A 16,415-nucleotide genomic window follows, 5' to 3' on the forward strand; every position below is an offset into this window, starting at 1 on the left:
TTGCCGGGGGGCGGAGCCCCCCGACGCCCGGCCGGCGAGGCCAACGGGGAAAGGGGCGAAGCCCCATATACAAGACAACAGCAACCTGGGGTGAAACCACAGAAACCACAACGGGGCACGGGGCGAAGCCCCAACAATCAAAGAGTGAGCCCGCGTTCGAGAACACCCAGCGCACGAGCAACCAACGCCCGCAAATCCTCAAGGTCCCCCGACATCCCACTGTCGACCCAAGAGAACATCGCCTCGGTGAGCGCCCCCAGCATCGCCGCGGTGACGATCCGCAGTTCGAGATCGTCGACGGCCCTCCCCGTCCGCTCGGACAGCGCATTCATCAAGACCTGCGCGGTATCGGCTGAGTGCTCACTCATGCGTCCACGCAGCGCCGGCACCTCCCGAATAAGCCGAATACGCTGAAACGTCTCGGCCGCGTCGGTCTCGTAGACCCGCGACAGCGACGAGGAGAGCGCTTCACGCAACGCCGTCACGGGTGACTCACCGGGCGGCCGGTCGCGCAGCGACTGTTCGACCATCGGGTCGTACTCGTCGGTGAGCACGATGTCTTCCTTGGTGGGGAAATACCGGAAAACGGTACTGGGAGAGACCTCCGCCTCTTCCGCGATCTGGTCGACAGGGGTCGCGTCATACCCCTGGGCCTCGAAAAGGCGGTAAGCGGTCCGCCGGATGGCCTGACGGGTCTGAATCTTCTTCCGCTCGCGCAGGCCAAGCTTCGCTGTGGGGACGGCTGCGTCGGCGGATTCTGTAGGTGCGGGGGCCATGGATGTCATTGTCGGGCATCCCCCTCGCGCGAGGCCATGTCCGCGTCACCCTCCCGCCGTACTGAGCTGGGGCGGTTGGCATCGGCGGAAGGAACATCGGCGGACCCCGCGTCAGCGGGTGGGGCACCGCCGGAGGGAACATCGGCGGACCCCGCGTCAGCGGGTGGGGCACCGCCGGAGGGAACATCAGCGGATCCCGCGCCAGCGGGCGGGACATCGGCGGATCCCGCGTCAGCGGAAGGGACATCGGCGGGAGGAAGACCAGCGAACCCCGCATCAGCCGAAGAGCCATCGGCGGAAGGAACATCAGCGGGCGGGCCATCAGCGAACCCTGTACCACCGGAAGGAACATCGGCGGACCCCGTACCCACACCAGCGCCCCCACCCACACCAGCACCCCGCCCCACACCCCGCAACAACGCCCCCACAACCACAGCCCCCACCAACGCCCCACCCCCACACACCATCAACACCTGGCTCATGCCGTCGAGGAAGGCCGCGTCGGCCGAAGCGGCGAGGCGGGGCGCGTCGAACTTGTCGGCGAGGAGATGCGCGGCGACCACCGAGTCGCCGGCGGAGTCCGCAGCACGCGCGGGCAGCCCATCGGGAAGCGCCCCGAGATCCAACCGCGACCCGTACACCTGCGAGAGCAGGCTCCCGAGCAGCGCGATCCCCAGCGCCGTCCCCATCTGCCGCACGGTCATCAGCAGCCCGGACCCGCTGCCCGTACGGTCGGCGGGCAGCGAGGTCAGCGCGGCATCCATGCCAGGGACCATGGCGAGCCCGGTGCCCAGCCCCGTGATGGTGAGCCACGTAGCGGCGAGGGCGTAGCCGTCGCCGGGTTCGGTACGGGCGCCGAGGAACGCGGCGAAGGCGAGCACGACGAGCCCGGCGCTGATGACGAGCCGGGCGCCGAACCGCCCGGAGAGCGGCGGCGCCACGCGGGCCGCGACCACGACCCCGGCCATCAGCGGCAGCAGCCGCAACCCCGTACCGAGGGCGTCATGGCCGAGGACGGCCTGAAGGTACTGCGGCACGATGAACAGCAGTCCGGACAGCACCAGCGTGACGAGGGTGACGGACAGACAGCTCCAGCGGAAGCCGGGGGAGCGCAGCAGGTCGAGGTCGAGCATGGGGCGCGTGCCGCGCTTGCGCCCCGCCCTGCGTTCGCGCAGTACGAGGGCCGCCATGAGCAGTACGGAGGCAGGGAAGAGGCCGACGACGAGCGGGTCGCTCCAGCCGCGCACGGGGCCCTCGATGATGGCGTAGACGAGCGAGCCCAGACCGGCGATGCCCAGCAGCGTGCCGAGCGGGTCGACGCGGGGCGCCGCGGGGTCGCGGGACTCGGGCAGGAGCAGCACGCAGGCGAGGATGCCGAGGGCCGCGAGCGGCACGTTGATGAGGAAGACCGAGCCCCACCAGTAGTGGTCGAGCAGCCAGCCGCCGACGATCGGGCCGAGCGGCATGCCTCCGGCGACGGCGGCCGTCACGGCGCCGATGGCCTTGGTGCGCTCCTTCTCGTCGGGGAAGAGCGACGGCAGTACGGACAGTACGAGCGGCGAGATGAGCGCGGCGCCCAGGCCCATTCCGGCGCGTGCGGCGATGACCCAGGCGGGGCTGTCGGCGAGCGTGCCGAGCAGGGAGCCGACGAAGAAGACGCCGAGCCCGGCGACCAGCATGCGCCGGCGTCCGTAACGGTCGCCGAGGAGACCGGCGGGGAGCATCGTCGCGGCGAAGACGACGACGTACGCGTCGACGATCCACTGCATGTCGCCGGTGTCGGCGTGGAGTTGGCCCGCCATCTCGGGCAGCGCGACGTTCAGGATCGTCAGATCGAAGCCGAGGGTGAGCATGCAGGCGCCGAGCGCCACGAGCGCCCACCAGCGGCGCGGGTCCTGGGTTCCGGGCATGGCGCTGCCTCCGCTTCGTCACCGTCACATCACGCCGCGTCCGTCTCTCTCACGGCGATGACAGTAACTCTCAAAAGAAAGTAACCGTCAATAGCGCGACCGGCTCGCACACCACAGACGGCACCCACACCGGCCGGCCCCGGCACCAAGGGCGGCTCCGGCGCCGAGGGGCAGGCCCGCCACCAGGGCCGGGCCCGCCAGCGGCGGAGCCCCTGGCCGCCCGGGGTGAGGGAAAACACGGGGCGCCCCGCGAGGCCCCCGCTTAGGGTGGCGACATGCAGGTGATCCAGTCGACGAAGCTCGCCAATGTCTGTTACGAGATCCGGGGCCCGGTCCTGGAGGAGGCGATGCGGCTGGAGGCGGCGGGGCACCAGATCCTGAAGCTCAACACCGGCAACCCGGCAGCCTTCGGCTTCGACTGCCCTCCCGAGATCCTGGAGGACATGCTCCGCAACGTCGGTACGGCGCACGGCTACGGCGACGCCAAGGGCCTGCTCTCGGCACGCCGCGCGGTCATGCAGCACTACCAGACGCGGGGCATCGAGCTGTCCGTCGAGGACATCTACCTCGGCAACGGCGTCTCCGAGCTGATCCAGATGTCCATGCAGGCGCTGCTGGACGACGGGGACGAGGTGCTCGTCCCCGCACCCGACTACCCGCTGTGGACCGCCTCGGTGTCCCTCGCCGGCGGCACAGCCGTCCACTACAGGTGCGACGAGCAGTCCGACTGGATGCCCGATCTGGCCGACGTCGAGCGCAAGGTCACCGACCGCACCAAGGCGCTCGTCATCATCAACCCGAACAACCCCACGGGTGCGGTCTACGACGACGAGATGCTGCGCGGCCTCACGGACATCGCGCGCCGCCACAACCTCGTGGTCTGCTCCGACGAGATCTACGACCGCATCCTGTACGACGGCGCCACCCACACGCCGACCACGGTCATCGCGCCCGACCTGCTGACCCTCACCTTCAACGGCCTCTCGAAGTCGTACCGGGTCGCCGGATACCGCAGCGGCTGGCTGGCGGTCTGCGGGCCCAAGGCGCACGCCGGGAGCTACATCGAGGGCCTCACCATCCTCGCCAACATGCGCCTGTGTGCGAACGTGCCGGCGCAGCACGCCGTCGCCGCCGCGCTGGGCGGGCGCCAGACCATCGAGGATCTCGTCCTGCCGGGCGGCCGTCTGCGCGAGCAGCGGGACACGGCGTACGAGCTGCTCACGCAGATTCCGGGGGTGAGCTGTGTGAAGCCGAAGGGCGCCATCTACGCTTTCCCCCGGCTCGACCCGAAGGTCTACAAGATCAAGGACGACCGGCAGATGGTGATCGATCTGCTGCGCGCCGAGAAGATCATGATCGTGCACGGCACCGGGTTCAACTGGCCCGAGCCCGACCACTTCCGCATCGTCAATCTGCCGGGCGTCGCCGAACTCACCGAAGCGGTGACCCGCATCGGCCGCTTCCTGGACGGTTACGGGCAGCCGTGACGCCGTGCGCGTGCCGTGCGCTCTGAATTCCGGACAACTTTAGACTGCGTCTAAGTTAGGATGGCTTCCTGCACGCACGAGCCAGGAGGCACATCCATGTACGAACCGATCCGCACCAAGTCGGTCCACAGCCTGGCCGACCGCAGTGCACAGGACGTTCCTGGGCGCTCGCGCGAGGAAGAGCTCGACATCCGGCTCGCCGGGCATCTGACGGCGCTCCTGACGGTGACCGACGAACTGCGCGTTCTGCTGCCTGAGCCGGCGCTCGACGACGCGGCGCGTGATCTCGCCGCGCACGTCGCGCGGCTCGCGGGGCGTGCCCCGCTGAGGGCGGAGCCCACCGCGCGCAGCGCGGAGCCTTCGCATGTCGCCTCGCTCCACGCGCGGGCCCGCATGCTCGCGGGGAACGCACTGTCCGTCGCGCTCTCGCGGGGCGACGAAGCGGCGGCTGCGCTCGCAGCGGCGCGCATGGACGCGCACGAGGCGGCGTCCCCGGTCCCCGCCTGAGACCGCCGCCCGGACCACAGGACAGCGGCCCGCCCCGGACCCCCGCTCGGGGGCCCGGGGCGCTGTCGTACGCGGGGCCGGGAGGGGCTAGCCCAGGCGCTTCACCAGGGACCTGTACTCGTCCCAGAGCGCGGTGGGCGTGTGGTCGCCGAAGGTGTTGAGGTGCTCGGGGATGAGCGCGGCCTCGTCGCGCCAGACGTCCTTGTCGACGGCCAGGATGAAGTCCAGCTCCGCGTCGGTGAGGCCGAGCCCCTCCGTGTCGAGTGCTTCCTTGGGCGGGACGACGCCGATGGGCGTCTCGACGCCCTTCGCCTCGCCGTTGAGGCGCTCGACGACCCACTTGAGGACGCGGCTGTTCTCACCGAAGCCGGGCCAGACGAACTTGCCCTCGTCGTTCTTCTTGAACCAGTTGACGTAGTAGATCTTCGGCAGCTTCGAGGCGTCGGCCGCGTTCTGTCCGACCTTGAGCCAGTGGCCGAAGTAGTCGCCCATGTTGTAGCCGCAGAAGGGCAGCATCGCGAAGGGGTCGCGGCGCAGTTCGCCGACCTTGCCCTCGGCGGCTGCCGTCTTCTCGCTGGCGACGTTGGCGCCGAGGAAGACGCCGTGCTGCCAGTCGAAGGACTCGGTGACCAGCGGTACGGCGGTGGCCCTGCGTCCGCCGAAGAGGATCGCCGAGATCGGCACGCCGCGCGGGTCCTCCCACTCGGGCGCGATGATGGGGCACTGCCCGGCGGGCACGGTGAAGCGCGCGTTGGGGTGCGCTGCCGGGGTGCCGGACTCGGGCGTCCAGGCGTTGCCCTTCCAGTCGGTCAGGCGTGCGGGCGTCTCCTCGGTCATGCCCTCCCACCACACGTCGTCGTCCTCGGTGAGCGCGACGTTGGTGAAGACCGAGTTGCCCCAAAGGGTCTTCATGGCATTGGCGTTGGTGTCCTCGCCGGTGCCGGGCGCGACACCGAAGAAGCCGGCCTCGGGGTTGATGGCGTAGAGGCGGCCGTCGTCGCCGTACCGCATCCAGGCGATGTCGTCGCCGATCGTCTCCACCGTCCAGCCCGGGATCGTCGGCTGGAGCATCGCGAGGTTGGTCTTGCCGCAGGCCGAAGGGAACGCCGCGGCAACGTACTTGACGGCCTCGGTCCCGCCGCGCGGCGGCGTCAGCTTCAGGATGAGCATGTGTTCGGCGAGCCAGCCCTCGTCGCGCGCCATCACGGAGGCGATGCGCAGCGCGTAACACTTCTTGCCGAGCAGCGCGTTGCCGCCGTAGCCGGACCCGAAGGACCAGATCTCCCGGGTCTCCGGGAAGTGTGAGATGTACTTCGTCGAGTTGCAGGGCCACGGCACGTCCTGCTCGCCCTCGGCCAGCGGGGCGCCGAGGGTGTGCACCGCCTTGACGAAGAAGCCGTCGTCGCCCAGCTCGTCCAGCACATCCTGGCCCATACGGGTCATGGTGCGCATGGAGACGGCGACATAGGCGGAGTCGGTGATCTCGACGCCGAGCGCGGAGAGCGGGGAGCCGAGCGGGCCCATGCAGAAGGGGACGACGTACATCGTGCGTCCGCGCATCGCACCGCGGAAGACGCCGTTCTCACCGGTGAAGACGGCGCGCATCTCCGCCGGGTCCTTCCAGTGGTTGGTCGGGCCCGCGTCCTCCTCCTTCTCGGAACAGATGAACGTGCGGTCCTCGACGCGTGCCACATCGGAGGGATCCGAGGCCGCGTAGTACGAGTTGGGCCGCTTGACCGGGTCGAGCTTCTTGAAGGTGCCCTTTGCCACCAGCTCTTCGGCCAGGCGCTCGTACTCCGCTTCCGAGCCGTCGCACCAGACGACGGCGTCGGGCTCGGTGAGGGCGGCGATCTCGTTCACCCAGGAGATCAGCTCCTGGTGACGGGTGGGAAGGGTCGAAGGGGACGAAGAAGAGGGAGCCGCAGAACTGCGCGCCACGATCGCTCCAGACGGTTGAGGGTTTTGGTGCGGATACAGGCACCTATATCCGCTTCTGCTTGCTGTCTCTCAGTGCCGCCCCTTGGGGGCCGCGACCCGGATGCTGTCGTGGCAGGTGACTCGTTCGCTCATCCGGTGCCGCTTGTGCTCATCTGATCATGCGAGCCTAGAGGCTATCTGTCCAGATGTGAATCGTGTGTCCGTCACCACGTCGGCACGGGTGTGCACGGCGGGTGAACACGCGGGCGTGCGCCGGGTACCCGCATGGCGCGGACGTACGACAGGTTCCCGGCCGCGTGGTGGCGGGTGTCACCGTCGACGGGGCAACGGACACCTGCGGCACCGTAGATACGATGGCGTGATGACAGCCTCCGAGCCCTCGCCCCCGGAGCGGCTCCCGTCCCCGGAGCAGCATGTGACCACGGAGCAGCACGCGCCCCCCTCAGCGGCTGCCGGGAGGCTCTCCGCCTCGGCAGCCAGTGCCGCCCAGGTCATCAAGCCGAAGCTGCGCGGTTGGCTGCACGCCGGGATGTTCCCCGCCGTGCTCTTCTCCGGCGTCTTCCTGACCGCTCTCGCCGGCAGCACACGCGGGCGCATCGCCTGTGCCGTCTTCACGCTCTCCGCCTGCCTGCTCTTCGGCATCAGCGCGCTCTACCACAGGGGCGACTGGAGTCCGCGGGTCAACGCGGTGCTGCGCCGCCTCGACCACGCCAACATCTTCCTGATCATCGCGGGCACCTACACACCGCTGACGATCCTGCTGCTGCCCGACGGCAGACGCGATCTGCTGCTGTGGGGGATCTGGGCGGCGGCGGCCGTCGGGATCGCCTTCCGTGTGCTGTGGGTCGGAGCACCGCGCTGGCTCTATACGCCGTGCTACATCGCAATGGGCTGGGCCGCCGTCTTCTTCCTGCCCGACTTCATGCGCCAGGGCGGCATCGCGGTGTTCGTCTGCGTGATCGTCGGCGGGCTGCTCTACAGCGTCGGCGGCGTCATCTACGGCATCAAGAAGCCGAACCCGTCCCCGCGTTGGTTCGGCTTCCACGAGGTCTTCCACTCCTTCACGCTGGCCGCCTTCGCCGTGCACTACGTGGGCATCTCCCTGGTGGCCTACCAGCACACGTGAGCGCAGGCGTACGTGCGCCCCTCAGGCTGAACGGCCCGGCCGACCACGGTCATTCGGGCCGGACCAGCCCGGTGTTGTAGGCGAGGATGACCGCCTGCACGCGGTCGCGGACGCCGGTCTTGGCCAGGACGCGGCCCACATGGGTCTTGACCGTCGACTCGGCGAGGGACAGCCGCGCGGCGATCTCGGCGTTGTTCCAGCCGCGTCCCACGGCGACGAGTACCTCGCGCTCGCGCTCCGTGAGGACGGTGAGGCGCGGGTCCTGGCGCGGGGGAGCGGAGCCCGGTTCCCTGGCCGGGAGCCGGTCGGCGAAGGCGTCGAGCAGCCGGCGGGTCAGCGCGGGCGCCACCACGGCGTCCCCGCTCGCCACGGCGCGGATGCCGGAGAGCAGGTCGCCGGGCTGGGCGTCCTTGACGAGGAACCCGCTGGCCCCCGCGCGCAGCCCCGCGTACGCGTACTCGTCCAGGTCGAACGTCGTGAGGATCAGCACCCGCGAACGGCCGCCCGTCGCGACGATGCGGCGGGTCGCCTCGATACCGTCCAGGCCCGGCATCCGCACATCCATCAGCACGACGTCCGGCTGGAGTTCGGCGGCCATCCGTACGGCCTCGGTACCGTTCGCCGCCTCACCGAGGAGCGTCAGGTCGTCCTGGCTCTCCAGGAGCATCCGGAAGCCGAAGCGCTGGAGCGCCTGGTCGTCCGCGATCACCACTGTCGTCACTGGCCCCGTCCGTCACTGTCGTTGCGCCCGCCGCCGAGCGCGGCAGCCACAGGTGGACCCGCCAGCCGCCCGCGGGCAGCGGGCCCGCTTCGAGTGTGCCGCCGTACGCGCGTGCGCGCTCCCGCATCCCGCCGATCCCCTGTCCCGCGCCCGTTCCGGACGGCGCCCCGTGCCCGGAGGTGCCCGTGTCCACGACGTCCACGCCGATGCCGTCCGCCGCGTGGGTCACCGTGACGGTGGCGCGCGCTTCGGGGCCACCGTGCTTGAGGACGTTGGTGAGCGCCTCCTGCACGACGCGGTAGACGACGAGCTGCCGCCCCGCCGACTGCTCCCCGCCCTCTCCGGGTGACCCGTCCACCGCCGTACGGACCGTCAGCCCGGCGGCACGCACCCGGTCCAGGAGCGGTGCCAGCTCCACCAGGCCGGGTTGCGGGCTGAGTTCAGCTCCCTGAACGCCCTCGCGCAGTACGCCGAGCAGGCCGCGCAGATCGCCGAGTGCCTGGCGGCTGGTGGCCGCGATGACCTCAAGTGCCTCCCGCGCCCGCTCGGGCGACCGCTGCGCCGCGTACGAGCCGCCGTCGGCCAGCCCGGTGATCACCGACAGGTTGTGGGCCACGATGTCGTGCATCTCCCGCGCGATCCTGGCCCGTTCGGCCGCCGTGGCCAGCCGGGCCCGCTGGTCACGCTCGACCTCCAGGCGCGCGGCCCGCTCCAGCAGCGAGGCCAGGTACTCGCGGCGGGTACGGACCGCGATGCCCAGCGCCGTGATGGCGACCACGATGGCGACCACGGGAACGTAGGCGGTGAACGGGTCCGAAGGCGGCCGATACGCCAGTTCGGCCACGACCGAGACGGCGATCACCGCGCCCGCCCACGCCAGCCGGGACAGCGGCGCGCGCAGCGCCACCCCGTACAGCGCGACGCCGATCGCGGCCGAGGCCGGCAGGCCGAGCCCCAGCAGACCGGCCACGAACAGCGGCACGGACACGGCGCAGAACACCGGGAAGGGCCGCCTGCGCCGCCACAGCAGCGGCAGCACCAGCCCCGCGGTCAGCAGCCATCCGACGGCCTCCGGCATCGCCCACGGGGGCGGCCCGAACCGCCCCTGCTCCAGGTCGTCCCGCCAGCTGCCGTCCACGAGTTGGCCCAGTCCGGGCAGCGCCACGAGCACCGGCAGCAGCAGGTCCCAGAGCCAAGGATGACGTGCCTCGAAGGACCGCACGCGCCGCAGGGCGAGGTGGATCTGCCGCGTCTGCGGCTGCCCGCCGTCCGACCCCTCGTCCAGCCCCATGCCCCACCTCTCCCCGCCCTGCGACGATGCTGCCGCATCCACGGCACGCCTTCCTCCCGTACGCCGTCCTTCCGTACACCGTCCCCTCATACGTCGCGCCGCTTCAGCAGCAGCCCTGCCGCGCCCAGCGCAGCCGCCGTCCACGCCGTCAGGGTGGCCAGCCCGGTCAGCGGGCTGAGGGAGTCGGGCTGTGGCAGCGCGGCCATCAGCCCCTGGCCCGCCGGCAGCGGCGTGCAGCGCACCACCGTGTCCACCCACTCGTACGGCAGGGTGCCCGCGAGCTGCGGCAGCACCGTCAGCAGGACGACGAACGCGCCGATACCCGCGGGAACACCCCGCGTCAGCGCCCCCAGCGCGAGCCCCAGCACGCCGAGCAGCGCGAGGACGGCGGCCGACCCGAACAGTGCCCGCAGCACGCCCGGATCCCCGTACGAGGCGGCGAGGGCGGTCCCGGACAGGAACAGCTGCGCCAGCCCGAACACCCCGAAGGCCGTGACCAGTACGGTCCCGAAGACGACCGCACCGAACACCGCCGCCTTGGACCACAGCACGGGCAGCCGGCGCGGCACGGCGGTCATGCTGGCGCGGATCATGCCGGTCGAGTACTCGCCCGCCGTCACCAGCACGCCCAGTATCGGCAGCACGAGCTGCGCGAAGTTGAGCCCGAACAGGCTGAGTTCGACCGGATCGGAGGGCCCGCGCGGCCCGTCGCCCGCCGAGACGGCGATGACCACGCCGACGACGGCGGTCAGCACCACACAACCGCCCAGCGCGTACCACGTCGAGCGCAGCGTCCACAGCTTCGACCACTCGGCGCGCACCACCCGGAACGGCGTGATCCGGCAGTCCGCCCCTACGGCGCTCATACCGCGACCCCCTGCGCGGCGGCCGGGTACTCGACCGACTCCCGGGTCAGCTCCATGAACGCGTCCTCCAACGAGGCCGCGTGCGGGGTCAGTTCGTACACCGGGATGCCGTGCCGCGCGGCCGTCGTACCGATCAGCTCGGCGTCGGCCCCCGCCACCTGCAGCGTGCCGTGGCCCTCACCGGTGATCTCGACGCCGGGTCCCCGCAGCAGTTCGGCCAGCAGGGCCGCCCCGGGGGAGACGACCTTGACGGTGCCGAGCCCCGCCTCCCGTACGAACCTGTCCACCGTCGTGTCCGCCAGCAGCCTGCCCCGGCCGATGATCACCAGGTGCTCGGCCGTCTGCGCCATCTCGCTCATCAGATGCGAGGAGAGCAGGACCGTACGCCCCTCGGCCGCCAGGGACGTGAGCAGGCGGCGCACCCACAGCACGCCCTCGGGGTCGAGGCCGTTGACGGGCTCGTCGAGCAGAACGGTGGCCGGGTCGGCCAGCAGCGCGACCGCGATGCCGAGCCGCTGGCCCATACCCAGCGAGAACTTCCCCGCCCGCTGCCGCGCCACCTCCCGCAGCCCCACCATCCCGATCACCTCGTCCACCCGGCTGCGCGGTATGCCATGGGTGTGGGCCAGTGCCCTCAGATGGTGGTGCGCCGAACGCCCGGCGTGCACGGCCCTGGCCTCCAGCAGCACCCCGACCTCGCGCAGCGGCGCGGCGAAGTCGGCGTACCGCTTGCCGTTGACACGCGCGTGACCCGCCGTGGGCGAGTCCAGGCCGGTGATCAGCCGCATCGTGGTCGACTTCCCGGCACCGTTGGGCCCCAGGAACCCGGTGACCGTCCCCGGCTCGACCGTGAAGGTCAAGCCGTCGACAGCGGTTTTGTCTCCGTAGCGCTTCGTGAGCTGATGAACCTCGATCATGCGACCGACGCTACGGAGCCCAGCGCCCACGGGCGTCCGCCCGCAGCCGCATGTGCCGGCACCCGGGTGGTACCCGGGTACGACACGGCCCGCTACGGCTCCCGGCGCACCGCCCGTCCGGCCAGCACATCCGTGCGCGCCCCGTCCTCGATGACAGGGCGCCCGTCGATGAGGACATGGGGGATACCGGTCGGCAGCGTGCGGGGCTTCTCGAACGTGGAACCCGCCGCCACCGTCTCCGGATCGAAGACGACCAGATCGGCCCGGTACCCCTCGCGCACCAGACCGCGGTCCTTGAGCCGCAGCCGCGCCGCCGCGCGCCCCGTCAGATGCGCGACACACTCCTCCAGGCTGAGCACGCCCAACTCCCGTACATAGCGCCCCAGATACTGCGGAAACGTCCCATACGCACGCGGGTGCGGCTTGTCGCCCTGGAGGATGCCGTCGCTGCCGCCCGTGTGCACCCGGTGCCGCATGATCGCCTGGACGTTCTCCTCGTGCCCCACGTGCTGGAGGATCGTCGACCCGAGCCGGTCCTCGACCAGCAGCCGGTGCGCCGTCGTGAACGGCTCCTCACCCCGCAGCGCGGCCGAAGCGGCCACCGTACGGCCCACGTACTCCGCCAGCGACGGATCGCTCACGCCCGAGATCTCGATCGCGTCCCACTCGATCGGCACACCGTGACAGCCGTCAGCGCCCTCGACCTCCATCACCTGCCGGATACGGGCCGTCGTCACCGGATCCGCCAGCCGGGCCAGCGCCGCCTCGGGCCCGCCCTCGTTCGCCCAGCTCGGCAGCATCGCCGCGAGGGTCGTACAGCCCGGCGTGTACGGATACGTGTCCAGACTGATGTCGGCCCCACCGGCCAGCGCCCTGTCCAGAAGCGCCAACAGATCGGGCCCCTTGCCCTTGTTCACCCCGAAGTTCATGGTGGCGTGCGCGAGATGCAGCGCACAGCCCGCCTCATGGGTGAGCGTGACCATCTCCTCGTACGCCTCCAGCGCGCCCGCGCCGTACGAACGGTGGTGCGGGCAGTAGTACCCGTCGTAAGCGGCCACCACCCGGCACAGCTCCGTCAGTTCGGAGTCCGAGGCGTACATGCCCGGCGTGTACGTCAGCCCCGACGACATGCCGACGGCCCCCTGCTCCATGCCCTCGGCGACCAGCCGCTTCATGTGCGCGACCTCGTCCCCGGTCGCGGGCCGGTCGGCCCACCCCATCGCGAGCATGCGTACCGAGCCTTGCGGAATGAGGTATGCGGCGTTCAACGCCGTGCCCTGCCGGTCGATACGGTCCAGATACCCGCCGACCGTGCTCCAGTCGAAGTCGATGTCACCCCCGTCCCCGTTCCACCCGGTGATGGCGCTCCGGATCGCCTCCCGCGTCGCATCGTCCACCGGCGCATACGACAGCCCGTCCTGCCCCAGCACCTCCAACGTCACACCCTGCGCGGCCTTCGCCTCGTGCGACGGATCCCGGAGCACGGCCAGATCCGAATGCGCATGCATATCAATGAACCCGGGCGCCACCACATGCCCGTCCCCCTCAATGACCCGCGCACCCCCCAGCCGCTCTCCACCCTCGCGGGCGATCCCGGCGATACGGCCGTCTTCGATGCCGACATCCGCCTTGTACGCGGGGCCGCCCGTCCCATCGACGACGGTCGCCTCACGAATTACCAGGTCCATATCCGGTTCACCTTTCGGGTGGTGGAGCTCCCCTGCAGCCCCGTCCAATGCGCTAGTTCCGCCCTCCCCCACCCCCCGGCCGGGAGGCCCCCTCAGGACGGCCTCGAACGTGCCCTCCCTCGGGAATGACTTCAGGGTGGGCCCGGATACGGGCGGGGGAGTCCAGAGGGGGCGGAGCCCCTTTTGGCGGGGGGCAGTTGGGGGGCGGAGCCGCCCCAACGCCCGGCCGGCGAGGCCAACGGGGAAAGGGGCGAAGCCCCATATAAAAAAAGCGGGAGTTAAAAATAGGTGCGGACGAAATCCACAACAACCCCATCCCCGGAAACAACCGGCAAAACCTGCCACTTGTCAAACATCGTGCAGGGATGGGACATCCCAAGTCCGACCCATTCCCCCACCTCCAGGTCGACGCCCTCCCCCGTCCGCACCCACATGTGCTGATCACTCATCGACGTCACGTCGACACCCGCACCGGACCGCACAGAACCATCGAGCCCACGCACGGCGTGGGCGACCGGCATCTGAAGGTCGTACGCCGCATCCCGCTTACCGGCGTTGAGAAACGCCTGCCCCGCCTCGGGCCGCGAAACAACCTGCGCCCACAAGGTGAAAGCGGCCCGCAACCCACCCTCATCGGGCACCCGGTTGAACGGCGTCAACTCCCGGTAATGACCGTCGTCATGAGAGACATACGCACCGGACCGCAACAACTTCAGCACCGGCTTAGACAGCGCGGGAATCTCCGCGAACACCGTGGCGACCGCGTCGAACCAGGCACTGCCCCCCGCACTGACCAAGATCTCGTCGGGCCCCTCGGCCGAACCGGGCCCCTCGGCCGAACCGGACCCCTCGGCCGAACCGGACCCCTCGGCCGAACCGGACCCCTCGGCCGAACCGGGCGAACCGAACCGCCCGGCGAACCGCCCGGCCTCGTCAAACGCAACGGCGAGAGCGACAAGCCGCCGCAGCCAAGCGGTAACCGTCTCCAGCGAGGCCCCAGGAACCTCACCCTCGTACCCGGCAACGCCGACAAGCCGCAACGTACCGGCATCGGCAACCGCGTCAGCGACGGCGGCGCACTCGGCCTCCGAACGCGCCCCGGTACGGGCGCCGTCCCCGGCGCCCAGCTCCACCACGACATCGACGGGCCGCACGGCGCCGGCCGCACGCAGCGCCTCGTCCATGAGCCGCACGCCGGCCACGGAATCGACGTAGCAGGCGAAGCGGAACGCCGGGTCCCGGTCCAACTCGCCCGCGAGCCACCGCAGCGCCGCCGCGTCGACCAGCTCGTTGGCCAGGAAGATGCGGGGGATGCCGAAGGCACGCGCGACCCGTACCTGGTGCGGCACCGCGAGGGTGATCCCCCACGCGCCGTGCTCCAGCTGGCGCGCGAAGAGCTGCGGCGCCATGGACGTCTTGCCGTGCGGCGCGAACGCGAGCCCGTGCCGCGCGGAGTAGCTCTCCATCGCCGCGAGATTGTGGTCGAGGCGCTCGGCGGACAGGGCGAGGACGGGCGTGGTGAAGCCACCGGAGAAGAGGTCACGCCGCTCGGCCGCGAGGCTGCCCAGCGTGGCGCCGGGGCCCGTGTCAGCGGGCAGGCCCTTGAAGCGGTGGTCGGCGGGCTCGTCCGCGATGCGGGCGACGGCCGCTTCGACGGTGGCGAGGGCTTCAGCGGGAACGGCAGCGACGGCTCTGTCGGCGGCGGGGTCGACGGCGTTGTCGGGGGCGGCCATGCGGGCTCCGTGGAAGTTTGTGTTGCAGACATTGCAACGGCCATTGCGTATAACGCTTAATGCTGTCTAGCATCCCGGCGAACGGCCGGTCAATGGAGTCGACGGCCGGTCAAGGGAGCCGACGGCCAAGGGACACCGGTCGTCCCGGTCGGCGGCGCAGCGGATTTGAGGAGCGGTACGGATCGTGACCATCACCCCCGACATCGACGTCGTCTGCCTGGGCGAGTCCATGGTCACCTTCCTCCCCTCACGCTCCGGGCCACTCGCCGACGTGCCCTCGTTCGACCGGTCGATAGGCGGCGCCGAGTCCAACGTGGCGTGCACGCTGGCCCGTGCCGGACACCGGGCACGCTGGGTCAGCCGCGTGGGCGCCGACGGCTTCGGCGACCACCTGGTGCGGACGATCGCCGCGCACGGCGTCGACACGGCGGCGGTGGAACGCGACCCGCACCGCCCCACCGGCATCTACTTCCGCACGGACGGCGAACGCGCGGTGGGAGCCGCCGCCGACGAGCCCGGGCAGCAGCGGAACAACCCCGTACGGGCACAAGCCGAACGCCCACTCTCGGAAGTGCTCTACTACCGCGCGGGTTCGGCCGCCTCGGCCATGTCCCCGACCAACGTGGCCCTGGAAGCGCTCGCCTCGGGCCAGGTCCTCCACCTGACCGGCATCACCGCGGCACTCTCCGACGACTGCCGCGCCCTCATGCGCGCCCTCACCGGCGCACGCGGCGGCGGCAGGCCGGGCCCGCTGGTCTCGTTCGACGTGAACTACCGCGTAGACCTATGGCGCACCCACAGCGCTGAACGCGCTGACAGCACCGACACCGCTCACCGCCCCCACGCCACCCACAGCGCCGACGCCACCGACAGCGCCGGCGCCACCCACAGCGCCCACGCCACCCACAGCGCCGACACCCGCAGCGCTGGCGCCACCGCCAGCGCTGACCGCACAGGCCCGGCCCTCCTCCTCGAACTGGCCCGGCACAGCGACATCGTCTTCGTGGGCGAGGACGAGGCGCAGGCGGTCTGGGGCGTCGGGGGCGGCCCGACCGCCGTACGGGACGCGCTGCCCGAACCCTCCGTGCTCGTCGTCAAGCAGGGCAGCACAGGCGCGACGGCCTTCGTCACGGGAGAGCCCGCCGTGTTCGCGCCGGCGCTCAGCGTCGATGTCGTCTCGCCCGTCGGCGCGGGCGACGCGTTCGCCGCCGGGTTCCTCGCCGGGACCCTGCGCGGGCTGCCGATGAGGGACCGGCTGCGTCACGGCCATTTGATGGCCGCGGCAGCACTCACCGTCCCCGGCGACCTCGCAGCTCCGCCGGCCCCCGCGCACGCCGACCGCCTCGTGGCACTCGGGGCCGAGGCGTGGGAGACACTGCGGCTGGGCCCGGGCTGGACATCGCCGGGACCGGAGCAAGAGGAGCCGGAGGTGCGTTCCGCATGAGGGAGAACAAC

13 protein-coding genes are annotated in these 16,415 nt (G+C 70.9%); 4 read left to right on the forward strand and 9 right to left on the reverse strand.

The window, feature by feature from the left end; translation table 11 throughout:
- Positions 1-137 precede the first annotated feature (137 nt).
- On the reverse strand, positions 138-776 hold the full coding sequence (locus NMN56_RS21935; protein ID WP_274041015.1) for a TetR/AcrR family transcriptional regulator: 639 nt from the start codon (positions 774-776) through the stop codon (positions 138-140).
- A 5-nt stretch (positions 777-781) separates the two neighbouring features.
- Positions 782-2,686 (reverse strand): MDR family MFS transporter, encoded by a 1,905-nt coding sequence (locus NMN56_RS21940; protein WP_274041014.1) that lies wholly within the window; start codon positions 2,684-2,686, stop codon positions 782-784.
- 275 nt (positions 2,687-2,961) lie between these two features.
- Here NMN56_RS21940 and NMN56_RS21945 point away from each other — a divergent pair, with 275 nt between their 5' ends.
- Both NMN56_RS21945 and NMN56_RS21950 read left to right on the forward strand, forming a co-directional pair.
- A complete protein-coding gene (locus tag NMN56_RS21945; RefSeq protein ID WP_274041013.1) occupies positions 2,962-4,173 on the forward strand; it encodes a pyridoxal phosphate-dependent aminotransferase in 1,212 nt (403 codons plus the stop codon).
- A gap of 96 nt (positions 4,174-4,269) precedes the next feature.
- On the forward strand, positions 4,270-4,680 hold the full coding sequence (locus NMN56_RS21950; protein ID WP_274041012.1) for an SCO4983 family protein: 411 nt from the start codon (positions 4,270-4,272) through the stop codon (positions 4,678-4,680).
- Between the two features lie 87 nt (positions 4,681-4,767).
- Here the strand turns inward: NMN56_RS21950 and NMN56_RS21955 are convergent, their stop codons facing one another.
- A complete protein-coding gene (locus tag NMN56_RS21955; protein ID WP_274041010.1) occupies positions 4,768-6,618 on the reverse strand; it encodes a phosphoenolpyruvate carboxykinase (GTP) in 1,851 nt (616 codons plus the stop codon).
- 361 nt (positions 6,619-6,979) lie between these two features.
- Here NMN56_RS21955 and trhA point away from each other — a divergent pair, with 361 nt between their 5' ends.
- Positions 6,980-7,744, forward strand: coding sequence for a PAQR family membrane homeostasis protein TrhA (gene trhA, locus NMN56_RS21960; protein WP_274041009.1), 765 nt, complete (start codon positions 6,980-6,982; stop codon positions 7,742-7,744).
- Between the two features lie 49 nt (positions 7,745-7,793).
- On the opposite strand, the gene NMN56_RS21965 is transcribed toward trhA, so the two are convergent.
- The 6 genes from NMN56_RS21965 to NMN56_RS21990 all read right to left on the reverse strand — a co-directional run bounded on the left by NMN56_RS21965 (position 7,794) and on the right by NMN56_RS21990 (position 14,960).
- A complete protein-coding gene (locus NMN56_RS21965) occupies positions 7,794-8,465 on the reverse strand; it encodes a response regulator (protein WP_274041008.1) in 672 nt (223 codons plus the stop codon).
- Complete coding sequence (locus NMN56_RS21970; RefSeq protein WP_274041007.1) at positions 8,371-9,798, reverse strand: sensor histidine kinase; 1,428 nt, start codon at positions 9,796-9,798, stop codon at positions 8,371-8,373. Before NMN56_RS21970 ends, NMN56_RS21965 begins: the two co-directional genes overlap by 95 nt.
- Positions 9,799-9,842: 44 nt before the next feature.
- Entirely contained in the window at positions 9,843-10,622 is a 780-nt protein-coding gene (locus NMN56_RS21975) for an ABC transporter permease (RefSeq protein ID WP_274041006.1), read from the reverse strand.
- Positions 10,619-11,539 (reverse strand): ATP-binding cassette domain-containing protein, encoded by a 921-nt coding sequence (locus tag NMN56_RS21980; RefSeq protein ID WP_274041005.1) that lies wholly within the window; start codon positions 11,537-11,539, stop codon positions 10,619-10,621. Before NMN56_RS21980 ends, NMN56_RS21975 begins: the two co-directional genes overlap by 4 nt.
- A gap of 92 nt (positions 11,540-11,631) precedes the next feature.
- Positions 11,632-13,572 (reverse strand): N-acyl-D-amino-acid deacylase family protein, encoded by a 1,941-nt coding sequence (locus tag NMN56_RS21985; RefSeq protein WP_347178633.1) that lies wholly within the window; start codon positions 13,570-13,572, stop codon positions 11,632-11,634.
- Positions 13,506-14,960: a type III PLP-dependent enzyme domain-containing protein gene (locus NMN56_RS21990; protein WP_274041003.1), complete on the reverse strand. Its 1,455-nt coding sequence runs from the start codon at positions 14,958-14,960 to the stop codon at positions 13,506-13,508. Before NMN56_RS21990 ends, NMN56_RS21985 begins: the two co-directional genes overlap by 67 nt.
- A gap of 184 nt (positions 14,961-15,144) precedes the next feature.
- Here NMN56_RS21990 and NMN56_RS21995 point away from each other — a divergent pair, with 184 nt between their 5' ends.
- Positions 15,145-16,404 (forward strand): sugar kinase, encoded by a 1,260-nt coding sequence (locus NMN56_RS21995; protein ID WP_274041002.1) that lies wholly within the window; start codon positions 15,145-15,147, stop codon positions 16,402-16,404.
- The last annotated feature ends 11 nt before the right edge of the window (positions 16,405-16,415 follow it).

Source organism: Streptomyces iconiensis (assembly GCF_028657195.3).
Taxonomy (GTDB): domain Bacteria; phylum Actinomycetota; class Actinomycetes; order Streptomycetales; family Streptomycetaceae; genus Streptomyces; species Streptomyces iconiensis.